Origin of the sequence: Pseudomonas sp. NPDC089406, from assembly GCF_044900265.1 — a bacterium.
GTDB classification, from domain to species: domain Bacteria; phylum Pseudomonadota; class Gammaproteobacteria; order Pseudomonadales; family Pseudomonadaceae; genus Aquipseudomonas; species Aquipseudomonas fakonensis.
In genome coordinates this window covers 1-21,939 of sequence record NZ_JBJDNC010000042.1, presented here as the reverse complement: position 1 = coordinate 21,939, position 21,939 = coordinate 1, and the positions used below count along the sequence as shown (strand labels likewise).

Sequence of the window (21,939 nt, the reverse complement as noted above, 5' to 3'; positions counted from 1 at the left end):
TGCAACCTGGGCTCGATCAACCTGCCGAACCACATTGTCGATGGCAAGCTGGACACCGCCAAGCTGCAACGCACCGTGAACACCGCCGTGCGCATGCTCGACAACGTGATCGACATCAACTACTACTCGGTGCCGCAAGCGCGTAACTCGAACTTCAAGCACCGCCCTGTGGGCCTGGGCATCATGGGCTTCCAGGACGCGCTGTACCTGCAGCACATCCCGTATGGTTCGGACGCTGCGGTGGAGTTCGCCGACAAGTCGATGGAAGCGGTCAGCTACTTCGCCATCCAGGCTTCGTGTGACCTGGCCGACGAGCGCGGCGCTTACGAGAGCTTCCAGGGTTCGCTGTGGTCCAAGGGCATCCTGCCGCTGGATTCGCAACAGATCCTGATCGAGGCCCGTGGCCAGAAGTACATCGACGTCGACCTGACCGAGAGCCTGGACTGGGCCCCGGTGCGCGAGCGTGTACAAAAAGGTATTCGTAACTCGAACATCATGGCCATCGCGCCGACCGCGACCATCGCCAACATCACCGGCGTGTCGCAGTCCATCGAGCCGACCTACCAGAACCTGTACGTGAAATCGAACCTGTCGGGCGAATTCACCGTGATCAACCCGTACCTGGTGCGCGACCTGAAAGCCCGCGGCCTGTGGGACTCGGTGATGATCAACGACCTGAAGTACTACGACGGTTCCGTGCAGCAGATCGAGCGTATTCCGCAAGAGCTCAAGGACCTGTACGCCACCGCGTTCGAAGTCGAGACCAAGTGGATCGTCGATGCAGCCTCCCGTCGCCAGAAGTGGATCGACCAGGCCCAATCGCTGAACCTGTACATCGCCGGCGCTTCGGGCAAGAAGCTGGACGTCACCTACCGCATGGCCTGGTACCGTGGTCTGAAAACCACCTACTACCTCCGTGCCCTGGCTGCCACCAGCACCGAGAAGTCGACCATCAACACCGGCAAGCTCAACGCCGTGTCGAGCGGCGGCGACAGCGCCCCGGTTCAGGCCGCGGGCCCTGCTCCGGTACCGAAGGCTTGCGCCATCGACGAGCCGGATTGCGAAGCCTGCCAGTAAGGCTTGGCTGAGGCTTCCCCCGGGAAGCCTCTTTTCTGTGCCCAGGCACAGACCCCTGTAGGAGCGGGCTTGCCCGCGATGAGGCCGGCCCTGCCATCGCCTCCCTGCAGCCAGACATAAAAAAGCCGGGGCCCACTGCCCCGGCCAGCCTTGCAAAGGGCATTTCAGATTTGCGTGCACCGCAGTCCCCCTTTCCCAAGGGGCCCAAGCACCGCAACCAAGATCCACCGGCCATACTCAAGATGGCCCTCAAGCAGGAGAACTCACCATGCTGAGCTGGGACGAATTCGATAAAGAAGACGGCGAAGTAGCCGCCAAGGGCAACACCCCCGCACAGGCCGCAGCCGCCACCCTGGACAAACTCGACAGCGCCGGCGGTGCCGCCGCGCTGGAAGCCCGCGCCGCCACCGCTGCCGACTCGGACGCGGTCAAGCGCGCCAAGGCTGCCCTGGACGCCCTGGACATCGCCGAAGGCCTTGCCGAGCTGGAAGGCTCCTCGGCCCGCGTTGCGGTCGATGAAAAGCGCATGATCAACTGCCGCGCCGACCTGAACCAGCTGGTACCGTTCAAGTACGACTGGGCCTGGCAGAAGTACCTGGACGGCTGCGCCAACCACTGGATGCCGCAAGAGGTCAACATGACCGCCGACATCGCCCTGTGGAAGAGCATGGACGGCCTGACCGAAGACGAGCGCCGCATCGTGATGCGCAACCTCGGCTTCTTCTCCACCGCCGACTCGCTGGTTGCCAACAACCTGGCCCTGGCCGTGTACCGCCTGATCACCAACCCGGAGTGCCGCCAGTACATCCTGCGCGAGGCCTTCGAAGAGGAGATCCACACCCACGCCTACCAGTACTGCATCGAGTCGCTGGGCATGGATGAAGGCGAGATCTTCAACATGTACCACGAGATCCCATCGGTCGCGAAAAAAGCCGCCTGGGGCCTGAAGTACACCCGCGCCATCTCGGACCCGGAGTTCAACACCGGCACCGTCGAAACCGACAAAGAGCTGCTGCGCAACCTGATCGCCTACTACTGCGTACTGGAAGGCATCTTCTTCTACTGCGGCTTCACCCAGATCCTGTCCATGGGCCGCCGCAACAAGATGACCGGCGTTGCCGAGCAGTTCCAGTACATCCTGCGTGACGAGTCCATGCACCTGAACTTCGGCATCGACGTGATCAACCAGATCAAGATCGAGAACCCGCACCTGTGGGATGCCGCGATGAAGGAAGAGGCTACCCAGATGATTCTGCAGGGTACCCAGCTTGAGATCGAATACGCTCGCGACACCATGCCACGCGGCGTGCTGGGCATGAATGCGGCGATGATGGAGGATTACCTCAAGTTCATTGCCAACCGTCGTTTGACTCAGATTGGGTTGAAGGAAGAGTACCCGGGGACTACTAACCCGTTCCCATGGATGAGCGAGATCATGGACTTGAAGAAAGAGAAGAACTTCTTTGAGACTCGGGTGATTGAGTATCAGACGGGTGGGGCTTTGAGCTGGGATTGACACACAAAGGGCTGCCACTAGGCAGCCTTTTTTTTCACAAGGAGTTCACAGGTGGCGAAAAGGGATCTAATCACAGAAATCCAAGAGAAAAACTCTCGAACGGAGCCAAGTTATTTTCGTGGATCCAGTGAACTTTATTCACTTGAAACTAGCTTTAGATTTTTGACCGATAGCGACGCAACACTTATATCTCTGCACATAGTGGGAATTTGTGCCTGCCTAGAGTCTGGAGTAAGGTACAGCATAAAAAGACTTATAGATTCCGGCACACCATATATAGAGCGCGCCGAGCATTTCAAAGACCATATAAAATTTGACTTCCAGCTTACTAAAGCACTAAGCGAAAACCAGATAACCTTTGGAGACCTAATCTCACACTCCATACCAGTAAGCAAAATTGAGCACATTGCCTCTCACTTCGAAAATCTTTTTCGAGAGGCAAGCAAAAATATAAAATTTTCACAAATAGTCTCGAACACCAAGCAATACGTTGAGCCCGACGACGAAGAAATTTTTGGCGGCCTTAAACCCGGAACTGCCCAAGAAAATGCACCATATCTTGTCGAAGACCCAGACACTCTGATTAACAACATCTCGAAAATTTTTGAAATTCGACATTTAGTAGCCCACGAAGCGAGCTTCAACGCCGTCTCACTTCCACAACTCTCAATATATTTAAATAGTGCGCGTCTTTTTTGTGACTTCCTATACGAAACAGTTAATCAGTCCCTATACCCCGGTGCGTCGCGAAACGGTGTTGGTATGTCGATACAGTATTTGAGCAAAGCAGGAGCAATCAGATGTGAAGCTGATGAAGTTCAGTCTGATTTATCTCAACAACTGGACAACATGAAATCATCCAATCACGAATTAGCTGAAAAATTTGAAGACACCTGCAAAGCATTCGAAAACCTCTATGACGCAGAGGTCCAATTCAGACTTACGCTTCACGGCTTGTGTACCGGAAACGCGATGAGAAACATTGAAGCTCGCGTAACAGAAAGCCTATACAGCCAAAGACTCAAGCACCTAACAGAGCTTAAGGATGACATAGAAATTTATCGATAAAAACAAACACCAACCCAACCCTTTAAACTTTGGGAAATTTCCTACGCAAATAATAATTGCACCGAACAACTCTATGTCTTATTTTCTCATAGCGCCTAAGAAACGCCTTACACAGCGGCCATCCGCTCCCGATAGATGCGGTATTTTTATGCCTGTGGTTTACTACTGCGTGCATGAAACACTCTGTTACGTCGGGAGTGGGCTAATACAATACCCGCGAGGGAAATACGCCCGGCCTTCTGTGTAAGGTTTCTTAGCTCCTGACACCCAGCCCTAAGAAAGCTGTTCACAGACAGAGGTAATGGATATGCCGATTAAGTCTCGCGTTCGCATGCCTTTAGCACATGCGTTCCTCCTGCTCCAATCCCTTAGCACCATGGAGGCCAACCATGACTGACCTTCACGACCCTACCCTCTTCACCCGCCACAACCGCCACCTCCACACCCTCTGGCTGGAATCCCAAGCCTGGTTCTGCGCCCTCGAGCTCGGCCGAATGACCGGGCGCTTCTTCGACGAACACTGCATCCGCAAGCTCGACCCGGACCAGCATCGCAGCGTGCGGCTGCTGCGCTATGGCCAGTACCAGGACACCACCATGGTCAGCGAGTCCGGGGCCTATACCCTGCTGGCTCATCACCATATCCCTGAAAACCGCCACCTGCGGCACTGGCTGACCCATGAGGTGGTGGCGGTGCTGCGGGATGGGCAAGGCTCGATGGCGGATGACCTGCCGCGGCTGGGCAGGATGTGCTGGCCGGGTGGGCATACGGCGAGTTTGCTGTATTGGCAGAGCGAGGCTTGGGTACGAATGCGGGATATGCCGGTGGTGATGGCGGCGGAAGTGCCGGCGGTGCTGCCTAGGCGGCGCAGGTTGAGCTGGAAGGAATGTGCGCAGCGGGCGTTGCGGTTGCATGGGGTTGGGGATTGAGTCCGTGCTTGGACTGGGGCCGCTTTGCGGCCCATCGCGGGGCAAGCCCGCTCCTACAGAGTTTGAATGTTTCGAGGCCCTGTGAGAATGGGTTTACCGGAGTCCCGGACCACCGCGAACACCGGCGCCGCCGGCTTCGCGGGCAAGCCCGCTCCCACAGGGTATGCGGGTGCCGTTCTAGCCAGGCAAACTCATGTGTAGCAAGGGGAACGGCCTGCCCTCACCATCCAGCGGCGAACGGCCGATCTGGACGAAGCCGTAATGCAGGTAGAAGCCTACCGCCTCGGGGTTCTGCTCGTTGACGTCGACGCTCAGCGTATCGCGCGAGCTGCGCGCGTGGTCGAGCAGGGCCCGGCCGATACCCTGGCCGCGCAGGTCGGGGTCGATGAAGAGCATTTCCACGTGGTGTTCGTTGAGGCCGATGAAGCCCAGCGGGGTGTCTTCGGCGTCTACCGCTACCCACAGCTCGACGGCTGGCAGGTAGACGTCGCGCAGTTGTGGCAGCAGTGCGTCGATGTCGGACGCTTGCAGGAAATGGTGGGTGGCGCGCACGGAGCGTTGCCAGATGTCGAGCAGCAGGGGGTGATCGGCCGCAATGGCCTGACGAATGATCATGCAGTCATCCTTTTACACTTGATAACGAAATAGCAGCACGCTGCGGGACAGCGGCCATTTAAGTGTCGGCGCCTGTATGACCGCTTCGCGAGTTAACGCCTGGGCGGTGCACGGCAGGGGTGGCCGGGATGGAAGGAGGCTGGAAAGTACTGGCTTGCCCGGCCTGAGTCAATAACGGTGGATGGGGCGGTGGCTGGCGATGAGCGCTTTCAGGGCCATGCCCTGAAAGGGCAAACAGACCTGCAAGCCTCCCCTGCTGGTTATTGCGGCAACGAAATGTCGCAAACCCGTGGAGTGCCGAAGCAGCCCTTAATGGCGCCATGGCAATGCCTAGATTTCTTGCCTTAAACGGCAAATAGCACGGGTAGCGCCTAGAAAAGTTGGCTTTGACTACCTATCGACTTTCACTTTCAGGAATGGCTGGCAACGCCTAGAATTCTAGCCAAAGTCGGCAAAAAACGCCCAGTAAGCACAGGATTCCAAGCGTTATGAAAACCACTTCAATGAACGACGACGCCATCGCCAACGAGATTGGCCAACGCATTGAGGCGATCCGCCTGAAGCGTAATATTGGCCAGGACATCGTCGCCCATGAAGCCGGCATTTCCCGGGAAACCTACCGCAAGCTCACCACTGGCAAGGCTACCCTGGTGAACCTGATTGCAGTATTGCGGGTGCTGGGTGAGCTCGAGCGGCTGGCATCGCTTGTCGAGGAGGTTCGGGCAAGCCCGGTGCAACTGGCAAAAATGCAGGGCAAGCAAAGAATGCGCGCGACGGTTACACGGGCAGCCCTGGCTACGCCGGAGCAAGGCGTACGTACAGCCATCGGCAAGCCCACGCTCATTGGTGGCCCAAAACCCGACAAGGATGACAGCTGGTGATTGCACGGATCTATCTCTGGGATGTGTACGTAGGCGCACTCAACTGGAACCCCCAAACCCAGACCGGCGAATTCGAATACACCCCCGAATTCGTCAGGACCGGCCTTGAGATTTCGCCCATCCATATGCCGTTGCGCGCGGATTACACCTACGTATTCCAGGGGCTGGAGCGTGACACGTTCAAAGGCCTGCCCGCGGTACTCGCCGACTCGCTGCCCGATGACTTCGGTAACGCGCTGATCGACGCCTGGCTGGCCCAGCACGGACGTGACAAGGCCACCTTCACGCCAGTCGAGCGCTTGCTGTACCAGGGCCGCCGCGGCATGGGCGCGCTGGAATACCGCCCGGCGATGGCCACTGAGCGGGACAAGGTGGAAAGCATCCATATCGATGCCTTGGTGCGCCTGGCCAGCGAGGTGTTGTCCGAGCGCGAATCGATCGCCGAACGCCTGGAAGCCCAAGACCCTTCGGTGGACGAAATCGCCTTGCAGCACCTCATCCAGGTCGGCACCAGTGCAGGCGGTGCGCGGGCAAAGGCGGTGATCGCCCTGAATGCTGACGGCGAAATCCGCTCGGGCCAGGTGACCGCGCCAGCGGGTTTCGAGTACTGGCTGCTGAAGTTCGACGTGGCCAAGGACTCGGCCGTGCTGGCGGACTCGCAGGGCTACGGGCGCATCGAGTACGCCTACCACCTGATGGCCGAGGCCGCCGGTATCAGCATGACCGAGTGCCGGTTGCTGGAGGAAGGTGGACGCGCGCACTTCATGACCAAACGTTTTGACCGCACCGCGGACGGTGAAAAGATCCACGTGGCGACCTTGTGCGCCCTGGACCATGCCGACTTTCGCAAGCCTGGCCAGTACTCCTATGCCGAGGCATTCGCGGTGATGCGCGCACTGCGGATTTCCCGCGACGGGGCCGAGCAGTTCTACCGCCGCATGGTGTTCAACCTGGTGGCGCGCAATCAGGACGACCACACCAAGAACACCGCCTTCATGATGGATACCGACGGCAGTTGGTACCTCACGCCGGCCTATGACGTTTCCTACTCCTACTTGCCTGGCAGCTTCTGGGTCGATAGCCATCAGATGACCGTGAACGGCAAGCGCGATGACTTCACCCTCGAGGATTTGCTGAGCGTTGCCCGGCAGGTGCGGGGGATGGATGCACGGCAGATCATCAGGGAGGTGTGTGCAGCGGTTGCGCAGTGGCCGCGCTTTGCCGCGATGGCCGGGGTGCCGGCTGGTGCGAGTGATCGGATTGGGGGCGTGCATCGCCTGTACCTTGGCGAGGGGCTTTGAACGGTCACTGAGGCAGGTTTCGAAATGTGCCTGCCTGCAATGGCGCTATCGCGGGGCAAGCCCGCTCCCACGGATGTGCTGAAAAGCCAGTGATGTGAGGGATGGCACCGGCGTTGCCGGTTTCGCGGGTGAACCCGCTCCCACAGCTACGGCGTTTGCTTCAGGCCTGTGCCGTACCTGTAGGAGCCAGCTTGCCGGGGATGAGGCCGGTTCAGGCAGCACAAGACAGTTGCTCCCACAGGTTGCCGGGCATGGCAGATGCCAGCACAAGGCATGCTTGCGCCCAGACAGGAAAATAGCTGGAAAGAAGAGATGGGCTCGCCCCTGCCGACAAAGGCATCGAGTGCCGAAGCAGGAAGATCCTGCTGAAGGTGGTCAGGGGCGAGACCGTTGGCGAGTATAGCGGAAGAATGGAAGAGCTTGTTGGCTAAGCGGTGAATGCGTTTTCTGCCGGGCGGGCCTCATCGCGGGGCAAGCCCGCTCCCACGTTGCAATGCATGGCGTTGCGCAATGCGATTGCGGCGGCAAGCCTCAGCGCAGGTGCTCGTGGCTGCGCAGATGCTCGGCGAGCATGTCGATGAAGGTGCGCACCTTGGTCGAGCCGTATTTGCTCTCGCGGTGCAGGATGTGGATCGGCCAGGGGGCTTCTTCGTACTCGGCCAGAATCACCTGCAGGCTGCCGGCGGCGAGTTCGTCGGCCACCTGGTAGGACAGCAACCGGGCGATGCCAAGGCCGGCGCAGGCAGCGGCGATGGCCGCGTCGTTGCTGGTGACGGTGAGGCGCGGCTTCATGCGGATCAGGGTGGGGTCGTCGATGGCGCCGAAGCGCCAGTCGGTGCGCGGCGATAGCGTGCCGGCGGCGATCACGGTGTGGCCCTGCAGCTCGCTTGGGTGGCGCGGGGTGCCGTGGCGCGCCAGGTAGTCGGGGGCGGCGCACAGCAGCCGGCGCATCTTGCCCACGCGCAGCGCCTTGAGGCCCGAGTCGGGGAGCTGGCCGATGCGCACGGCGACGTCCATGCCCTCCTCCACCAGGTTGACCACGCGGTCGAGGAAGAACGCCGAAATGTCCACTTCGGGGTACTGCTGCAGGTAGCGCACGATGCACGGCATGACGAACTTCTTGCCGAACAGGATCGGCGCGGTCACGGCCAGGTCGCCTTTGGGTGCGGCGTTGATGCCAGCGGCGGCTTCGTTGGCCTCAAGGATGCTGGCGAGGATGTGGCGGGTGTCTTCGAGGTAGCGGCTGCCGGCTTCGGTCAGGCGTACGCTGCGGGTGGTGCGCTGCAGCAGTTTGACCCCGAGCTGTTCTTCCAGTGCGGTGATGGCGCGGGTGACGGCTGCAGGCGAAATGGCCAGGCGGCGGGCAGCGGCGGCGAAGCTTTCCAGTTCGCCGACGGCGACGAACACCTTCATCAGGTGGATCTGGTCCATGGGGGGGCCTGGGGTTGGGAGATGGACGGATTATGTGGCATGCCGATGGATTTGTGCCGGGCGCGGTGATCAATCGCAAGCAAAACGTCGGAGCGGGCTTGTCGGGATGCCGAACCACCGGCGAAGCCGGTGCCATCTACCACGTCGCCTGCTTCGCGGCTAAAGCCGCTCCCACAGGAATCGCGTGTGCTTCAAGACCATCAGCAACACTGTGGTTTCCCTACCGCTCTCAAGCCTCCAGCACCAGCGCCTGAATGCCCTCCTCCGCCTGGGCCGGCACGGCGCAGCAGATCAGCACGGTGCCGTCTTCGGGCATTTCGGCCGGCGGGTTGGGGTAATGCACCTGGCCGCTGACCAGCTTGGTCTTGCAGGTGCCGCACGAGCCGCCGCGGCAGCTGAACTCCGGCGTCAGGCCGCGGCTTTCGGCCAGTTCCAGCAGCGTGCCGCTACCAGGCGCCCAGCGGGCTTCCTTGGCGGAGCTGGCGAAGTACACGGGTACTGGCTCGGTGGCGGCCGGGGGCTGCGGTACCACGGGCTGGCTGCTGTCGCCGTGGCGGCGCAGGGTCGAGGGGCCGAAGGCTTCGGCGTGGATGCGTGCGTCGGGCACGTTGATACCGCGCAGGCCTTCGTAGAGGTCCTGGGTGAAGCTGGCCGGGCCGCACAGGTAGAAGTCGTAGTCGTCCAGCGCCAGCATGGCCTTCACCTGCGCGATGCCCAGGCGGCTGGCGAACTGATAGTCGCGGCCTTGCACGGCGTTGGCTTCGGGCTGGCTCAGGGCACGGTGGATGTGTAGAAGGCCGGCGGCTTGCTGTTGCAGCGCATCGAGCTCCTGGCGGAACGGCAACTCGGCCAGCGAGCGGCCACCGTGGAACAAGTGGATTGGGCGGCCTTGGTTCAGGCTCAATTGCTCGCGCAGCATGGCGATCAGCGGGGTGATGCCCACGCCTGCGCCTATCAGCACGATCGGCCGCTGGCTGTCTGGCGCCAGAGTGAAACTGCCCATCGGCGGGCGCACCTGCAAAATGTCGCCGGGATGCAACTGCGCATGCAAGTAGTGCGACGCCGGGCCCTGGGCCTTGACGCTGATGCGCAGGTGGCCGTCAGAGGGGGCGCTGGACAGGCTGTAGGTGCGAATCAGCGGCTTGTCCCCCGGCAGTTGCAGGCGTACCGGGAGGTGCTGGCCGGGGTCAAACGTCACCGGCTGGCCGTCTTCGGGTTGCAGGTAGAACGAGCGGATATCCAGGCTCTCCTGCTCGACGCGCAGTACGCGCCAGCTCTGCCACTGGCGCTGGCGTTCGCGTTGCTGGGTGCGTTGCTCGGCTTCGGCCCAGATGCCGGTGCTCAGGCTGGTGGGGGCGTATTCACGAAAGGCCCAGCGCAGCGATACCGCTGCCGGGCGCAGCACTACATGCTCGACCTGCAGCGTCCACAGGCGCTCGGCGCCTTCGAAATCCTGGATCAACGGGCTGTCGAGCAGCACCTGGGCATGGCCGCTCAGTTGCAGCACGTTGCCGCTGGTGAAGTCGACGAACAACAGGCCGGCCTGGGGGTTTACCAACAGGTTGCCGAGGGTGTTGAAATGCAGGTTGCCAGCGTAGTCGGGGATGGTCAGGCGGTTGCCCTCGACCTTGACGAAACCGGGGCGCCCGCCGCGGTGGGAGACGTCCACCGAATGCTGGCCATCCTCTTGCGCCACGTAGCTGGCGACGAAGAAAGTGTCGGCGTTTTCGATCATGGCGATGGCCGCAGCGCTCAGCTCGCTGGCGTCGATACGCTCACCGGCCGGCTCATCGACCCGGGTGTATTCGCGCAGCTGGATGTACTGCGGGCAATTGCCGAACGAGTGCTGCACCTCTACCTGCAACCGGCCGGCGCTGGCCGCACGGATGTGGCCGTTGAGGCGGTTGCGCCGACGGGTGTGCAGCTCGATGCCGAGCAGGCCGATGGCGCCACCCGCCACCAGGCCGGTGCTGGCCGGGTCGGTGGCGGGCAGCGTGGCGTCGATCAGCAGTTGCTTGGGGTCGGGCGAGCTGACGAAGCCTTGCGGGCCTTCGAGCAGGGTCGCCCAGGGTTTGCCGTCGGAGTCCACCGCGCCTGCCACCATGAACGGCAGCTGCTGGAAGAAGGTGCGGTGCTGGTCGGGCATGTAGTCGCGAATGACCTTTTGCCCGTGCACTTCCATGCGCTCGGCTACACCGGCTTGGGCTTGCAGACGCTTTTCACCTTCGTGCCAGGGAGAACGCATGGCGGCATTCCTCGTGCGGGTTACGGCGTTACAGGGTGGTTTGCAGGCCGACCAAGGTGCGCGGCATCGGCACGAAGCCCGGCAGCGCTTCGATGCGGGCCAGCCAGGCGCGCACGTTGGGGTATGGCTGCAGCGACACGTTGCCTTCTGGGGCGTGGGCGATGTACGAGTAGTTGGCGACATCGGCGATGGTGGCGTGATCGCCCACCAGGAACGGGCGCTGGGCAAGTTCGGCGTCGATCACCTTGAGCAGGGTATGGGCGCGGCCGATCACTTCATCGGTGTTGAACGAGGCGCCGAACACGGTCACCAGGCGCGCGGCGGCAGGGCCAAAGGCCAGGGGGCCGGCGGCCACCGACAGCCAGCGCTGCACGCGGGCGGCGCCGAGCGGGTCCTGGGGCAGCCACTGCTCACCGCCGTAGGCCTTGGCCAGGTAGACCAGGATGGCGTTGGAGTCGGCGAGGACGGTGCCGTTGTCGTCGATCACCGGCACCTGCCCGAAAGGGTTGAGGGCGAGGAAGGCGGGTTGCTTGTGCTCGCCTTTGGCCAGGTCGACGAAGACCAGCTCGGTGGGCAGGGTCAGCAGCGAGAGCATCAGCTCGATGCGGTGGGCGTGGCCGGATTTGGGGAAGTTGTAGAGCTTGATCGGGGTGGTCATGACGGTGGCTCCGGGGGTTGGTTGTGTGAGGGCTATGCTGCGCTGATTCGCCGGGCAACAGAATCAGGGCGCAGAGCAATCCATAATTTCGCCAGGTGGAATAATTGGCGAAGTCCGATGGTTTATCGCCTGTAGGAGCGGCCTTGTGTCGCGAAAGGGCTGCGCGAGCAGCCCCAGGGTTTGCGCCCCCCTGCAACATTGTCGGGGGCTGCTGGCGCAGCCCTTTCGCGACACAAGGCCGCTCCTACAGAGACTGTGCCAGAAGAGCAATTGCCCGAAACCTGCCTGGCCATCTAGAATGCAACCCATTCTCAATAGCTGTCATTGCCCCCATGCCCCCACCAGCGCATCGTGCCCCTGTCCAGCAGCTCTACCGCAGCCATCACACCTGGCTGCAGGGGTGGCTGTACCGGCGCGTGAACGACCGCTGCGATGCCGCCGACCTGAGCCAGGACACCTTCGTGCGCCTGCTCACCCACTCCCCGCCCGCCGAACTGCACGAACCGCGTGCGTACCTGGCCACCATCGCCCGCCGGCTGCTGCTGAACCTGTACCGGCGCCGTTCGCTGGAACGCGCCTACCTGGAGGCCCTGGCCACCCTGCCCGAGGATGAAGCGCCCAGTGCCGAACACCAGGCGGCTTTGCTGGAGGCGCTGACGGCGGTGGACCGGGTGCTGGCGCGCCTGCCGGGCAAGGCGCGGCGGGCGTTCCTGCTATCGCAGTTGGAGGGCTGGGGGCAGGAGCAGATTGCCGTGGAGATGGGCGTGAACGTGCGCACGGTGCAGCGCTGGCTGGTCAAGGCCTATGAGGAATGCATCGTGCTGGGTGCGGAGGGCTGGCTGTGAGCACGCAACCGATCTCGCGCCCGGTCGCCCAGCAGGCGGCCCGTTGGCTGTTGCATCTGCAGCAGGACAGCTCGCCACAAGCCTTGCAGGGCTGCGCCGATTGGCGCGCCGCCCACGCCGACCACGAACGCGCCTGGCAACTGGCGGCGCGCTTCAGCGCCCAGGTGCAGGCAATACCACCGCAGCTTGCGCATACAGCGTTGCAGCGCCCGGCGGCGCTGGGTAGGCGGGCAACGCTCAAGGCGCTGACTTCGCTGGTGGTGCTGGGTTCGCTGGGCGTGACCTTGCAGCGCACGGGCAGCCTGGACGGGCTGATGGCGGATATCAGCACCGGTGTGGGCGAGCGTCGCCGGCTGACCCTGGACGATGGCAGCGAACTGCACCTGAACACCGACAGCGCCGTGGATATTCGCTACAGCGCCAGCGAGCGCCTGCTGGTGCTGCGCAGGGGCGAGCTGTACCTGCGCACGGGGGCGGACCCACGGCCGTTGCGGGTGCAATCGACCTGGGGCGCGTTCCAGCCGTTGGGGACGCGCTTTGCTGTGCGCCAGTTCGATGGGCATGACCGCTTGCAGGTGTTCGAGGGGGCGGTGGCGGCAACGCCTTTGCAGGGTGAGACTGTGCGCATCGAGGCGGGTGGGCAGGCTTTGCTCGGCGCCGACGGGGTACGCCGATTGAGTGCGGTGGCTGGCAGCGCAGGCTGGATTGATGGCGTGCTGCGGGTTGAGCGCATGCCACTGGGGGAGTTCGTCGCCGAGCTGGGGCGCTATCGAACGGGCTGGACGCGCTGTGCGCCTGAGGTTGCGGGGGTGCTGGTGTCGGGGACGTTCCAGTTGAACGATACCGAGGCGGCGCTGGCGGCGTTGGCGATGGCGTTCCCGGTGCGGGTCCAGTCTGTGACGCGGTATTGGGTGACGGTGGTGGCGGCTTGAGATGGGTGTCGTGGCCATCGCGGGGCAAGCCCGCTCCCACGTTGCCCGGCACAGTGGCAGATAGCGTGGGAGCGTGCTTGCCCCGCGATGAGGCCTCTGCCTGAACCCATGAAAAACCTGATGTCGTGTTTTGCGCACCTCGCGTGTCCTCTTCCTGAACCCACCTGTAACCGCTGTCAGGAAGCCCACATGCGCACACCCGCCCCGTTCCGCCTCGCCCTGCTCGCCAGCTTCATCACCGCGCCCCTGGCCTGGGCCGAGGACGACCGGCACTACAATATTCCGGCCGGCCCGCTGAGCCAGGCGCTGGCCGAGTTCGCCGCCCAGGCCGGGGTCACTCTGCCGCTGGACCCGGGTATGGTCGGCGGCCTGCACAGCCCGGGCATGCAAGGCGATGTGGGCACTGCCCAGGGCTTTGAACTGCTGCTGCGCGGCACCACCCTGGAGGCCGTGCCGCAAGCCGGCAACACCTACACCTTGCGGCCGAAACCCAGCTCCCCTGCCCTGCACCTGGACTCGACCAACATCAACGGCCTGCACGACGTGCGCCAGTCGGCCATCGGCCCGCTGTACGGCTACAAGGCCTCCCGCAGCAGCGTCGGCACCAAGACCGATGCGCTACTGCGCGATATCCCGCAGTCGATCCAGGTGGTGCCGCGCCAGGTGCTGGAGGACCAGCAGGCCACCAGCATGGCCGACGCCCTGAGCAACGTCAGCAGTATCCAGCGCGGCAACACCCATGGCGGTAGTGTCGAGAGCTTTATCGTGCGGGGCTTTCAGGGCACCACCTACGCCATCGACGGGGTGCTGACCAACTCGCTGACGGTGCGCCCGGAAATTCTCACCGACCTTGCCGGCGTCGAGCGCATCGAGGTGCTCAAGGGGCCGGCCTCGGTGCTGTACGGGCGCGGCAACCCGGGCGGGCTGATCAACGTGGTCACCCGCCGGCCGAGCCTGGTACCGGAGGCGCAGGTGAAGCTGCAGGGCGGCTCGTTCGATATGCAGCGCGGCCAGGCCTGGGTTGGCGGGCCGCTGTCGGCCGAGCACGGGTTGGCCGGCAGCCTGGCCATGGCCTACCAGACCGAAGGCAGCTACCGCGACCTGTACCGCGACAGCCACCGCCGCCACTTCGCCCCGTCGCTGTCGTGGCTGCCCAACGACAGCACGCGCCTGGACATGGGCCTGGAATACACCGAAACCGACGCCCAGTACGACCGCGGGCTGCAGGTGATCGGTGACCGGGTGGACGCACGGCACAAGGTGTTTCTGGAAGAGCCCTGGTCCCACAGCAGCAGCGACAAGACCGCGGCCTGGTTCAAGCTGGAACACGACCTCAACGACTGGCTGACCCTGCGCCAGGTGACGCGCTGGGACCACTCCACCAAGAGCATGCTGAATGTCAGCCAGCGCACCTTGCAGGCCGATGGCCGCACCCTGGTGCGCCGAGCCACCGACTTCGACGAGGAACAACGCTCGCTGAGCGCTCAGTTCGAGGCCATCGCGCGCTTTGCCACCGGCGGCTTGAACCATCAGTTGCTGGCCGGGGTGGAGACGGTCAAGGGCAAGCGTAGCGTGACCATGCTGCGGGCCAACCTGGCGCCGCTGGATATCTGGAACCCGGTGCATGGTGCCCAGCCTGGGCCGTTTGGCTTTGGCGAGGATTCGCGGTTCGACCAGGAAAGCTACGGCCTGTACCTGCAAGACCAAATCGACCTGAGCGAGCAGTGGAAACTGCTGCTGGGGGTGCGTTGGGACCAGGTTTCGCAGCGCAACCGCAACTACGATCGCAATGGCGTGCCCAGCGATATCGACATCAACCCTTCCGATACCTCGCCCCGCGCCGGCCTGGTCTACCAGCCCACCGAGCGACTGGCGCTGTATGCGAGCTACAGCACCTCGTTCGCGCCGCAGAACAAGCTGACCCGCGATGGCAGCGTGCTAGACCCGGAGACCGGCACGCAGTACGAGGTGGGCGCCAAGTACGACATCATTCCCGAACGCTTGAGCGCCACCTTGTCGGCCTTCGAGATTCGCCGTAAAAACCTCGCCGCTACCGACCCGCTGGACAGCAGCTACTCGATACAGACTGGCGAACAGCGGGTGCGCGGGGTTGAGCTGGATGTGAGCGGCGAGATCCAGGATGGCTGGAACGTGATCGGCAACATCGCCGTACTCGACGCCAAGCTGGTGAAGGATACGCGCCTGGAGGAAGGCAACCGGCTGGAGGGCGTGCCGGTGGTCAGTGGCTCGCTGTGGTCGACCTACCAGCTGCAGGACGGTGCATTGCAGGGCCTGGGTTTTGGTGCCGGGGTGTTCTTTGCCGGCAAGCGCTACGGCGACCTGGCCAACAGCTACAGCGCCCCGGGCTACGGGCGGCTGGACATGAGTGTGTTCTACGACATCGACGAGCACGTGCGGGTGTCGCTGAACGCCCGCAACGTGCTGGACAAGGACTACATCGAAACCATCGCCAGTGCCGGCAACTATGCCGGCGAGCCAGCGTCGCTGGTGGCCACCATCAGCGCGGGGTTCTGAGGGTCAGTGGCGCTGCTTTTGATAGCGGTACAAGCCGCGGGCGGCTTCGACCACCAACGGTACGCAAGCCTGCTGCTCGTCGAAGCTCATTGAGTCGAGCAGCTCGAAGTTGTCTTCCAGGCCGTGCAGCGAGATGGCCTTGAGCAGGTGGTCCTGCTCGGGGGGCAGGTCGCTCCACTGCGCGACCTGGGTGCCGCGCATGTAGCCGAAGCACCATTCCTCGAGAATGATCGTCGGGCCGTTCTCGCCTTCGCCTTCCTCGAACAGCGGCTCGAAGTGCTCCAGATCCTGCTCGAGGCTTTCGCCGACCTGGCTGGCGTAGCGCAGCATCAGCGCTACGTAGGCTTCTTCGTGGGCGGGCTTCTTGAACTTCGGCACCTTGCCGCCGGCCACGGTGGGCAGCCACTGCTCCGGGGTGACGGTTTTGGGCGAGCTGGCCAGGGCGGTGAAGAAACCATCGAGCTCGGCCAGGTTGAGCACCGAGTAGTCGTTGCCGTAGGTGATCAACAGGTCTTCGAGGCGGTCGAGTTCTTTTTCGCTGAGCGCGGGGAGCATGGGCGGGGTGTCCTGGTTAAATATGGGTGCACCCTAGCACAGGCGCATGTGAAACGTGCCCGCTGATACGGGCACTTAGGCTTAGTGGTTCAGCCAGTCGTCCAGCTGTGGCAGGGCCGAGTTGCCCAGCAGCAGCCACAGCAGGATGCGGCACTTGCGCGGGCACAGCGTGCCGGCCATGTGCATGCCCTTGGCTTGCAGGTCGATTTCGCCACCGGCAAAGCCATAGGTGGCGCGGGCCGTGGCGCCGCTGCCGGTGCGCGAGGCGACGATGACCGGCATGTGTTCGGCAACCGCTGCCATCGCCTCGGCCCAGGTGGCTGATACATGGCCGGCGCCGAACCCGGCGACCACCAGGGCGTTGTAGCCTAGCCCGGGCAGTGCCTGCAGTAGCGCCGTGTCGGCGTCGAGGCATGCTTCAAGCAGGGCGACACGCTGGGCCCTGTGCTGCGGCACTGGCAGTACCCGGCGCGGTGCAGGGGCATGCTGATAACGTGCCTGGCCTTCCACTACCTGTGCTACTGGGCCGCTGCCGGGGGACTCGAACGCGCCCATGACCAGGCTGGCGGTTTTGCGCACCCGCCTGGCGTGGTGGACCTGGTCGTTGATCACCACCAACACGCCACGCCCACGGCTGCCGCCTGCCAGCGCGACCTGCACTGCAGCCAACAGGTTGGCCGGGCCATCGGCACCCGGGTGGCTGGCTGCGCGCATGGCGCCGGTGAGTACCAGCGGTGCGTCGTGGGGCCAGAGCAGGTCGAGAAAGTACGCGGCCTCCTCGAGGGTGTCGGTGCCCTGGGTCAGCACCACGCCCTGCGCACCCTGCTGCACTTGCCGGGCGGCCCAGGCCAGTGCGTCCAGTAACGCCTGGAAGCCGAGCGAGGGGCTTGGCAGCAGGCACAGGGTGGCGGTGTCGACCTGTGCCAGCGCTGCAAGCTGCGGCAATGAGGCCTGCAGGGCGTCGCTGCCAAGCTTCGGGGTGACGCCCTGCCCTGGCCCGCCGGCCTGCATGCTGACGGTGCCGCCCAGGCTGGCGATGGCGATGCGCGGCGGTGTGGTTTGCGGGCTCATGCTGCAGCTCCCGGCAGTAGCCCGACCACAGGCACGATCACCAGGGTGCCGATGGCCATGGCCAGGACATTGCCGATGTAGGGGTGCATGTGGCCCGGCAGGCGCTGGCTGATAGCCACGGCCAGGGGTGGTGCAACGACTGCGCCGAGCACGGCGCTTGCAACTATCACCTGCCAGTTGCCGCCCAATGTGAGCACCGCGGCCGGCACGATCGAGACGATGGGGATATAGGTGGGGTACCAGCCCCGGGCCATCCATTGGCGGCGCCACAGCAGTACACCGATCAACGACGCCAGCGCCTGCCCCGTCACCAGATGCAGCACCAGTTGCGAGCCGTAGGCTGGGGCGCCGGGAGCCAGCACATAAGCCAGCAGCACGCCCAGCAGCAGCCCGAGGCTGGCCAGCTCGTTGCCGAAGAACGGCGCTTCGCTGAAGTCTGCCAGTACCCGGCGCAGGGTCCAGGCCACACCATAGTGCGGCTTGCTGGCAGTTGCAGGCGTGGTTGGCCGCAGGCCGTCGCGCACCAGCGCCGGGTAACGTCTGCACAGCAGGAAGGCTATTGCGCTACCCAGTGCCATGCCACTGACGTTGCCTACCACCACCGGTAAACCCAGCGGGTAGCACAGGTAGTTGACCATCAGCAGGCATGCGGGCGTCACCAGCACGGCGCCAAGCAGCGCGCCGTTGATCGCCACCCGCCAACCACCACCGAACAACAGCACCATGGCCGCCGGCAGCGACACGAAGGCGACGAAGGTCGGCTGCCAGGTGCCGCTGGCGAGAGTCCAGCCCCACAATGCGTGGCTGAGCAGCAGGCCCAGCAGCGAGCTGGTGAACAGCCAGGGCCAAAGGCCGGTGCCGTAGCTGATGGCAAAACCTTGCCAGCGGTAGCCCTTTACCTGGGCCCAGTGAGCCAGGCTCGCGCCCAGCAGCAGGCCCAGTGCAGGCAGTTCGTGCTTGTAGAAGGCGACTTCGCTGATATCGCCGACGATCCAGCGCAACCGGCTCAGAGGCAGGTCCTGGGTTGCGGCGAGGTGGGCGTAGTCCGGCCATGGTCCCAGCGCCATGGCGGCGAGCAGCATGGCCGCGATGCCGGCAATTATGAGCAGCGGCGTGGATTGCCGCGTGGAGGTGAGCACCTGTTGCATGGGGCCTCCTCAGCGCGGCATCGGCGCATGCAGCCGATAGCCGAGGGTGGCGTCGTAGAGGTCGGTGCGCCGATCGCGGGGCAGGTCGTTGAGGCTGTTCCAGATGGGCGCGGAGCGCGCGGCGCTGAGGTCGACGTCGGCGTAGAGGATGCACTCTTCTTCGGCGCCGGCCACTCCGCCGATGGGCCAGCCATTAGTGCCGGCGATCAGCGAGCAGCCCAGGAAACGCCCGCCGCGCTCATGGCCGATGCGGTTGGCGGCGGCGATGTAGAGGTTGTTGACGTGGGCGGCGGTCATGGTGAGGTACGACGCCATGCAGCGCCCCGCTTCGTCGAACAGCGGCGGTGGCGTCCACACCCAGTTGTTCAGGCTGCAGATGATGTCGGCGCCCTGCGCGGCCATCAGGCGTGGCACCTCGGGGAACCAGATGTCCCAGCAGATCAGCAGGCCGATGCGGCCGATGGGGGTTTCGAACACTGGGAAACCGAGGTCGCCGGGGGTGAACCAGAGCTTTTCCTGGTTCCACAGGTGTGCCTTGCGGTAGTGGCCAAGCAGGCCGTCGGGGCCGAACAGTACGGCGCTGTCGTAGAGCTTGAGGCCTTCGCGCTCGGCGAAGCCTGCGACCAGGTATACCTGCAGCTCGCGGGCGAGTTCGGCCCAGGCTTGCAGGCTTGGGCCTTGATGCAGAACCTCGGCATGGGCGTAGGCTTCGGCGCGGGAGTTGAAGGTGTAGCCGGTGTTGGCCAGTTCCGGCAGCACGATCAGGTTGGCGCCTTCACGGGCAGCTTGGCGGACCAGGGCCAGGCTTTTGCAGAGGTTGCCGTCGCAGTGTTCGAGGCCGACTTGCGGGTCGTACTGGATGACGGCGATGCGCACGGGGGGGGTGGCAGAGAGGTGCTGCATGGCGGCTTCCTTTTGTGGTTGTTGTGGAAGACAACCAGTAGAGGGGAGCGAGCCAGGCTGGGATAGCCAGCCGTTTCTTACCGATATGAATGATTTGGCGCCATGAAATGTAAGGGAGGTCTTACAGCGCTTGGCTAAAGCTTTTGCTCTTGGCGTTAGCTTGCAAAAGCACCGCGGGGCAAGCTCGCTCCCGCAGATCCTTTGATCTGCCTTGGGAGCGGGCTTGCCCCGCGATGTGCAGCAACTACGGTTTAGACCGCCAGCGCGCGCTCACGCAGCTCGCTGTTGAGGATGCGGTCGTTCTCGCTGTAGTCGACCGGGCAGTCGATCACGTGAACGCCCGGGGTCTTGATGCAGTGCTCGAGCAGCGGCAGGAAGGCTTCGGCGCTTTCGACGCGGTGGCCGTTGGCACCGTAGGCTTCGGCGTACTTGACGAAGTCCGGGTTTCCGTAGTCCAGGCCGAAATCGGTGAAGCCCATGTTGGCCTGCTTCCAGCGGATCATGCCGTAGCCGTCATCACGCAGGATCACCACGGTGATGTGCATGCCAAGGCGTACTGCGGTTTCCAGCTCCTGGCTGTTCATCATGAAGCCGCCGTCGCCGCACACCGAGATCACCGGGCGGTCGGGGTACACCAGGTGCGAGGCCATGGCCGATGGCAGGCCGGCGCCCATGGTCGCCAGGGCGTTGTCCAGCAGCACGGTGTTGGGCTTGTGGGCCTTGTAGTTACGGGCGAACCAGATCTTGTAGATACCGTTGTCCAGGGCAACGATGCCTTCGGACGGCAGGGCGCGACGGATGTCGGCAACCATGCGCTGCGGGTAGACCGGGAAGCGGTTGTCGTCAGCACCTTCGACGATTTGTGCTTCGTTGGCTTCGCGGATCGCCATCAGGCGGGTGAAGTCCCAGTGGCTGGTGTCGGTCAGGGCTTCGCTGATCTGCCAGACGGCGTTGGCGATGTCACCGATCACTTCTACCTGCGGGAAGTACACGGCATCGACTTCGGCCGAACGGAAGCTCACGTGGATCACTTCGGTGCCGCCACGGACCATGAAGAACGGCGGCTTCTCGATCACGTCGTGGCCGATGTTGACGATCAGGTCGGCGGCCTCTACGGCGCGGTGAACGAAGTCACCGGACGACAGCGCGGCGTTACCCAGGAAGCGTGGGTGGCGCTCGTCCACCACACCCTTGCCCATTTGCGTGGTGATGAACGGGATGCCGGTTTTGTCGATCAGTTGCTTGAGGACCTTGGCGGTCATCTTGCGGTTGGCGCCGGCACCGATCACCAGAATCGGGTTGCGGGCGTTCTTCAGCTTCTCGACGGCAGCTTCGATGGCGACGTGCTCGGCCAGCGGGCGACGGTGCAGGCTGCGCGGGATCGGCAGGGCGTCGGTTTGCTCGGCGGCGATGTCTTCCGGCAGCTCAAGGTGCACGGCACCCGGCTTTTCTTCTTCGGCCAGGCGGAACGCTTCACGCATGCGGGCCGGGATGTTGTCGGCCGAGGCAAACTGGTGGGTGTACTTGGTGATGGGGTCCATCATGCCGCACACATCGATGATCTGGAAGCGGCCCTGTTTGGACTTCTTGATCGGCTTCTGGCCGGTAATCATCATCATCGGCATGCCGCCGAGGTAGGCGTAGGCGCTGGCGGTGACCAGGTTGGTGGCACCTGGGCCAAGGGTCGACAGGCTGACACCGGTTTTGCCGGTCAGACGGCCGTAGGTCGCGGCCATGAAGCCTGCGGATTGCTCGTGGCGGGTCAGTACCAGCTTGATCTTCGACTTGCGCAGGGACTCGAGCAGGTCGAGGTTTTCCTCACCAGGAATGCCGAACACATACTCGACACCTTCATTTTCCAGGCATTGCACAACGACATCGGCGGCCTTGGCCATCTTGCTATCTACCTCAGTTGTATAGGACGGTGGAGGTCCAGAAATGCGCAGCACGGTACGCTGGCATCGCTATGTCCGGGCGCGAGGATGCCCCGAACCTAAGTCTTGACGCAGGGTAGGTGCGGGTAAGTCACGTTAACCAACGGTAATAATTGTCGCACCCTTGGATGAGGGACGAGAGGTAGGGCTGGGGCAAAAGATATTTGCTTGGGGTGGGGGTATCGAGGTCGCAGGTGTACCTGTAGGAGCCGGCTTGCCGGCGATAGGGCCTTGGCAGGTATGTGCGTTGCCTGGGCGGGCCGCATCGCGGGGCAAGCCCGCTCCCACGCAGGGC

17 protein-coding genes and 1 pseudogene are annotated in these 21,939 nt (G+C 63.4%); 9 read left to right on the top strand and 9 right to left on the bottom strand.

From position 1 onward, the window contains the following. The 4 genes and pseudogenes from ACI2KK_RS23825 to ACI2KK_RS23810 all read left to right on the top strand — a co-directional run. Nucleotides 1–1,077 (top strand): annotated as a pseudogene (locus ACI2KK_RS23825) (ribonucleoside-diphosphate reductase subunit alpha); the annotation flags it as partial. A 268-nt stretch (nt 1,078–1,345) separates the two neighbouring features. Then, the gene (locus ACI2KK_RS23820; protein ID WP_404670869.1) at nt 1,346–2,593 is read left to right on the top strand and encodes a ribonucleotide-diphosphate reductase subunit beta; all 1,248 of its coding nucleotides are present in this window, start codon (nt 1,346–1,348) and stop codon (nt 2,591–2,593) included. Between the two features lie 51 nt (nt 2,594–2,644). Beyond that, the gene (locus tag ACI2KK_RS23815) at nt 2,645–3,661 is read left to right on the top strand and encodes a hypothetical protein (protein ID WP_404670868.1); all 1,017 of its coding nucleotides are present in this window, start codon (nt 2,645–2,647) and stop codon (nt 3,659–3,661) included. A 389-nt stretch (nt 3,662–4,050) separates the two neighbouring features. Further along, nucleotides 4,051–4,590 (top strand): Bro-N domain-containing protein, encoded by a 540-nt coding sequence (locus ACI2KK_RS23810; RefSeq protein WP_404670867.1) that lies wholly within the window; start codon nt 4,051–4,053, stop codon nt 4,588–4,590. A gap of 177 nt (nt 4,591–4,767) precedes the next feature. On the opposite strand, the gene ACI2KK_RS23805 is transcribed toward ACI2KK_RS23810, so the two are convergent. Then, on the bottom strand, nt 4,768–5,205 hold the full coding sequence (locus ACI2KK_RS23805; RefSeq protein ID WP_404670866.1) for an acetyltransferase: 438 nt from the start codon (nt 5,203–5,205) through the stop codon (nt 4,768–4,770). Between the two features lie 488 nt (nt 5,206–5,693). Here ACI2KK_RS23805 and ACI2KK_RS23800 point away from each other — a divergent pair, with 488 nt between their 5' ends. Both ACI2KK_RS23800 and ACI2KK_RS23795 read left to right on the top strand, forming a co-directional pair. Then, on the top strand, nt 5,694–6,086 hold the full coding sequence (locus tag ACI2KK_RS23800) for a helix-turn-helix domain-containing protein (protein WP_404670865.1): 393 nt from the start codon (nt 5,694–5,696) through the stop codon (nt 6,084–6,086). Then, nucleotides 6,083–7,387, top strand: a complete 1,305-nt coding sequence (locus tag ACI2KK_RS23795; RefSeq protein ID WP_404670864.1) for a type II toxin-antitoxin system HipA family toxin — start codon at nt 6,083–6,085, stop codon at nt 7,385–7,387. The genes ACI2KK_RS23800 and ACI2KK_RS23795 overlap by 4 nt, the downstream gene beginning before the upstream one ends. Nucleotides 7,388–7,918: 531 nt before the next feature. Here ACI2KK_RS23795 and ACI2KK_RS23790 read toward each other — a convergent pair. From ACI2KK_RS23790 to ACI2KK_RS23780, 3 genes are all read right to left on the bottom strand, one after another. Further along, complete coding sequence (locus ACI2KK_RS23790) at nt 7,919–8,818, bottom strand: LysR family transcriptional regulator (protein WP_217842162.1); 900 nt, start codon at nt 8,816–8,818, stop codon at nt 7,919–7,921. Between the two features lie 229 nt (nt 8,819–9,047). Continuing rightward, nucleotides 9,048–11,063 (bottom strand): pyridoxamine 5'-phosphate oxidase family protein, encoded by a 2,016-nt coding sequence (locus ACI2KK_RS23785; RefSeq protein WP_404670863.1) that lies wholly within the window; start codon nt 11,061–11,063, stop codon nt 9,048–9,050. A 28-nt stretch (nt 11,064–11,091) separates the two neighbouring features. Continuing rightward, nucleotides 11,092–11,721, bottom strand: a complete 630-nt coding sequence (locus tag ACI2KK_RS23780) for a glutathione S-transferase family protein (RefSeq protein WP_404670862.1) — start codon at nt 11,719–11,721, stop codon at nt 11,092–11,094. Nucleotides 11,722–12,053: 332 nt separating this feature from the next. Here ACI2KK_RS23780 and ACI2KK_RS23775 point away from each other — a divergent pair, with 332 nt between their 5' ends. From ACI2KK_RS23775 to ACI2KK_RS23765, 3 genes are all read left to right on the top strand, one after another. Then, nucleotides 12,054–12,566 carry a sigma-70 family RNA polymerase sigma factor gene (locus tag ACI2KK_RS23775; protein ID WP_404670861.1) on the top strand — a complete coding sequence of 171 codons (513 nt, stop codon included), beginning with the start codon at nt 12,054–12,056 and terminating at the stop codon, nt 12,564–12,566. Then, complete coding sequence (locus tag ACI2KK_RS23770) at nt 12,563–13,498, top strand: FecR domain-containing protein (RefSeq protein WP_404670860.1); 936 nt, start codon at nt 12,563–12,565, stop codon at nt 13,496–13,498. The genes ACI2KK_RS23775 and ACI2KK_RS23770 overlap by 4 nt, the downstream gene beginning before the upstream one ends. Nucleotides 13,499–13,687: 189 nt before the next feature. After that, the gene (locus tag ACI2KK_RS23765) at nt 13,688–16,033 is read left to right on the top strand and encodes a TonB-dependent siderophore receptor (RefSeq protein WP_404670859.1); all 2,346 of its coding nucleotides are present in this window, start codon (nt 13,688–13,690) and stop codon (nt 16,031–16,033) included. Between the two features lie 3 nt (nt 16,034–16,036). Here the strand turns inward: ACI2KK_RS23765 and ACI2KK_RS23760 are convergent, their stop codons facing one another. The 5 genes from ACI2KK_RS23760 to ACI2KK_RS23740 form a co-directional block, all read right to left on the bottom strand. Then, entirely contained in the window at nt 16,037–16,588 is a 552-nt protein-coding gene (locus ACI2KK_RS23760; RefSeq protein ID WP_404670858.1) for a UPF0149 family protein, read from the bottom strand. 81 nt (nt 16,589–16,669) lie between these two features. Further along, nucleotides 16,670–17,659: an asparaginase gene (locus ACI2KK_RS23755; protein WP_404670857.1), complete on the bottom strand. Its 990-nt coding sequence runs from the start codon at nt 17,657–17,659 to the stop codon at nt 16,670–16,672. Then, nucleotides 17,656–18,741: a hypothetical protein gene (locus ACI2KK_RS23750; RefSeq protein WP_404670888.1), complete on the bottom strand. Its 1,086-nt coding sequence runs from the start codon at nt 18,739–18,741 to the stop codon at nt 17,656–17,658. Before ACI2KK_RS23750 ends, ACI2KK_RS23755 begins: the two co-directional genes overlap by 4 nt. A 75-nt stretch (nt 18,742–18,816) precedes the next feature. Next, entirely contained in the window at nt 18,817–19,710 is an 894-nt protein-coding gene (locus tag ACI2KK_RS23745) for a nitrilase family protein (protein WP_404670856.1), read from the bottom strand. 251 nt (nt 19,711–19,961) lie between these two features. Further along, nucleotides 19,962–21,605, bottom strand: a complete 1,644-nt coding sequence (locus ACI2KK_RS23740; protein WP_217842151.1) for an acetolactate synthase large subunit — start codon at nt 21,603–21,605, stop codon at nt 19,962–19,964. Nucleotides 21,606–21,939: the final 334 nt, after the last annotated feature.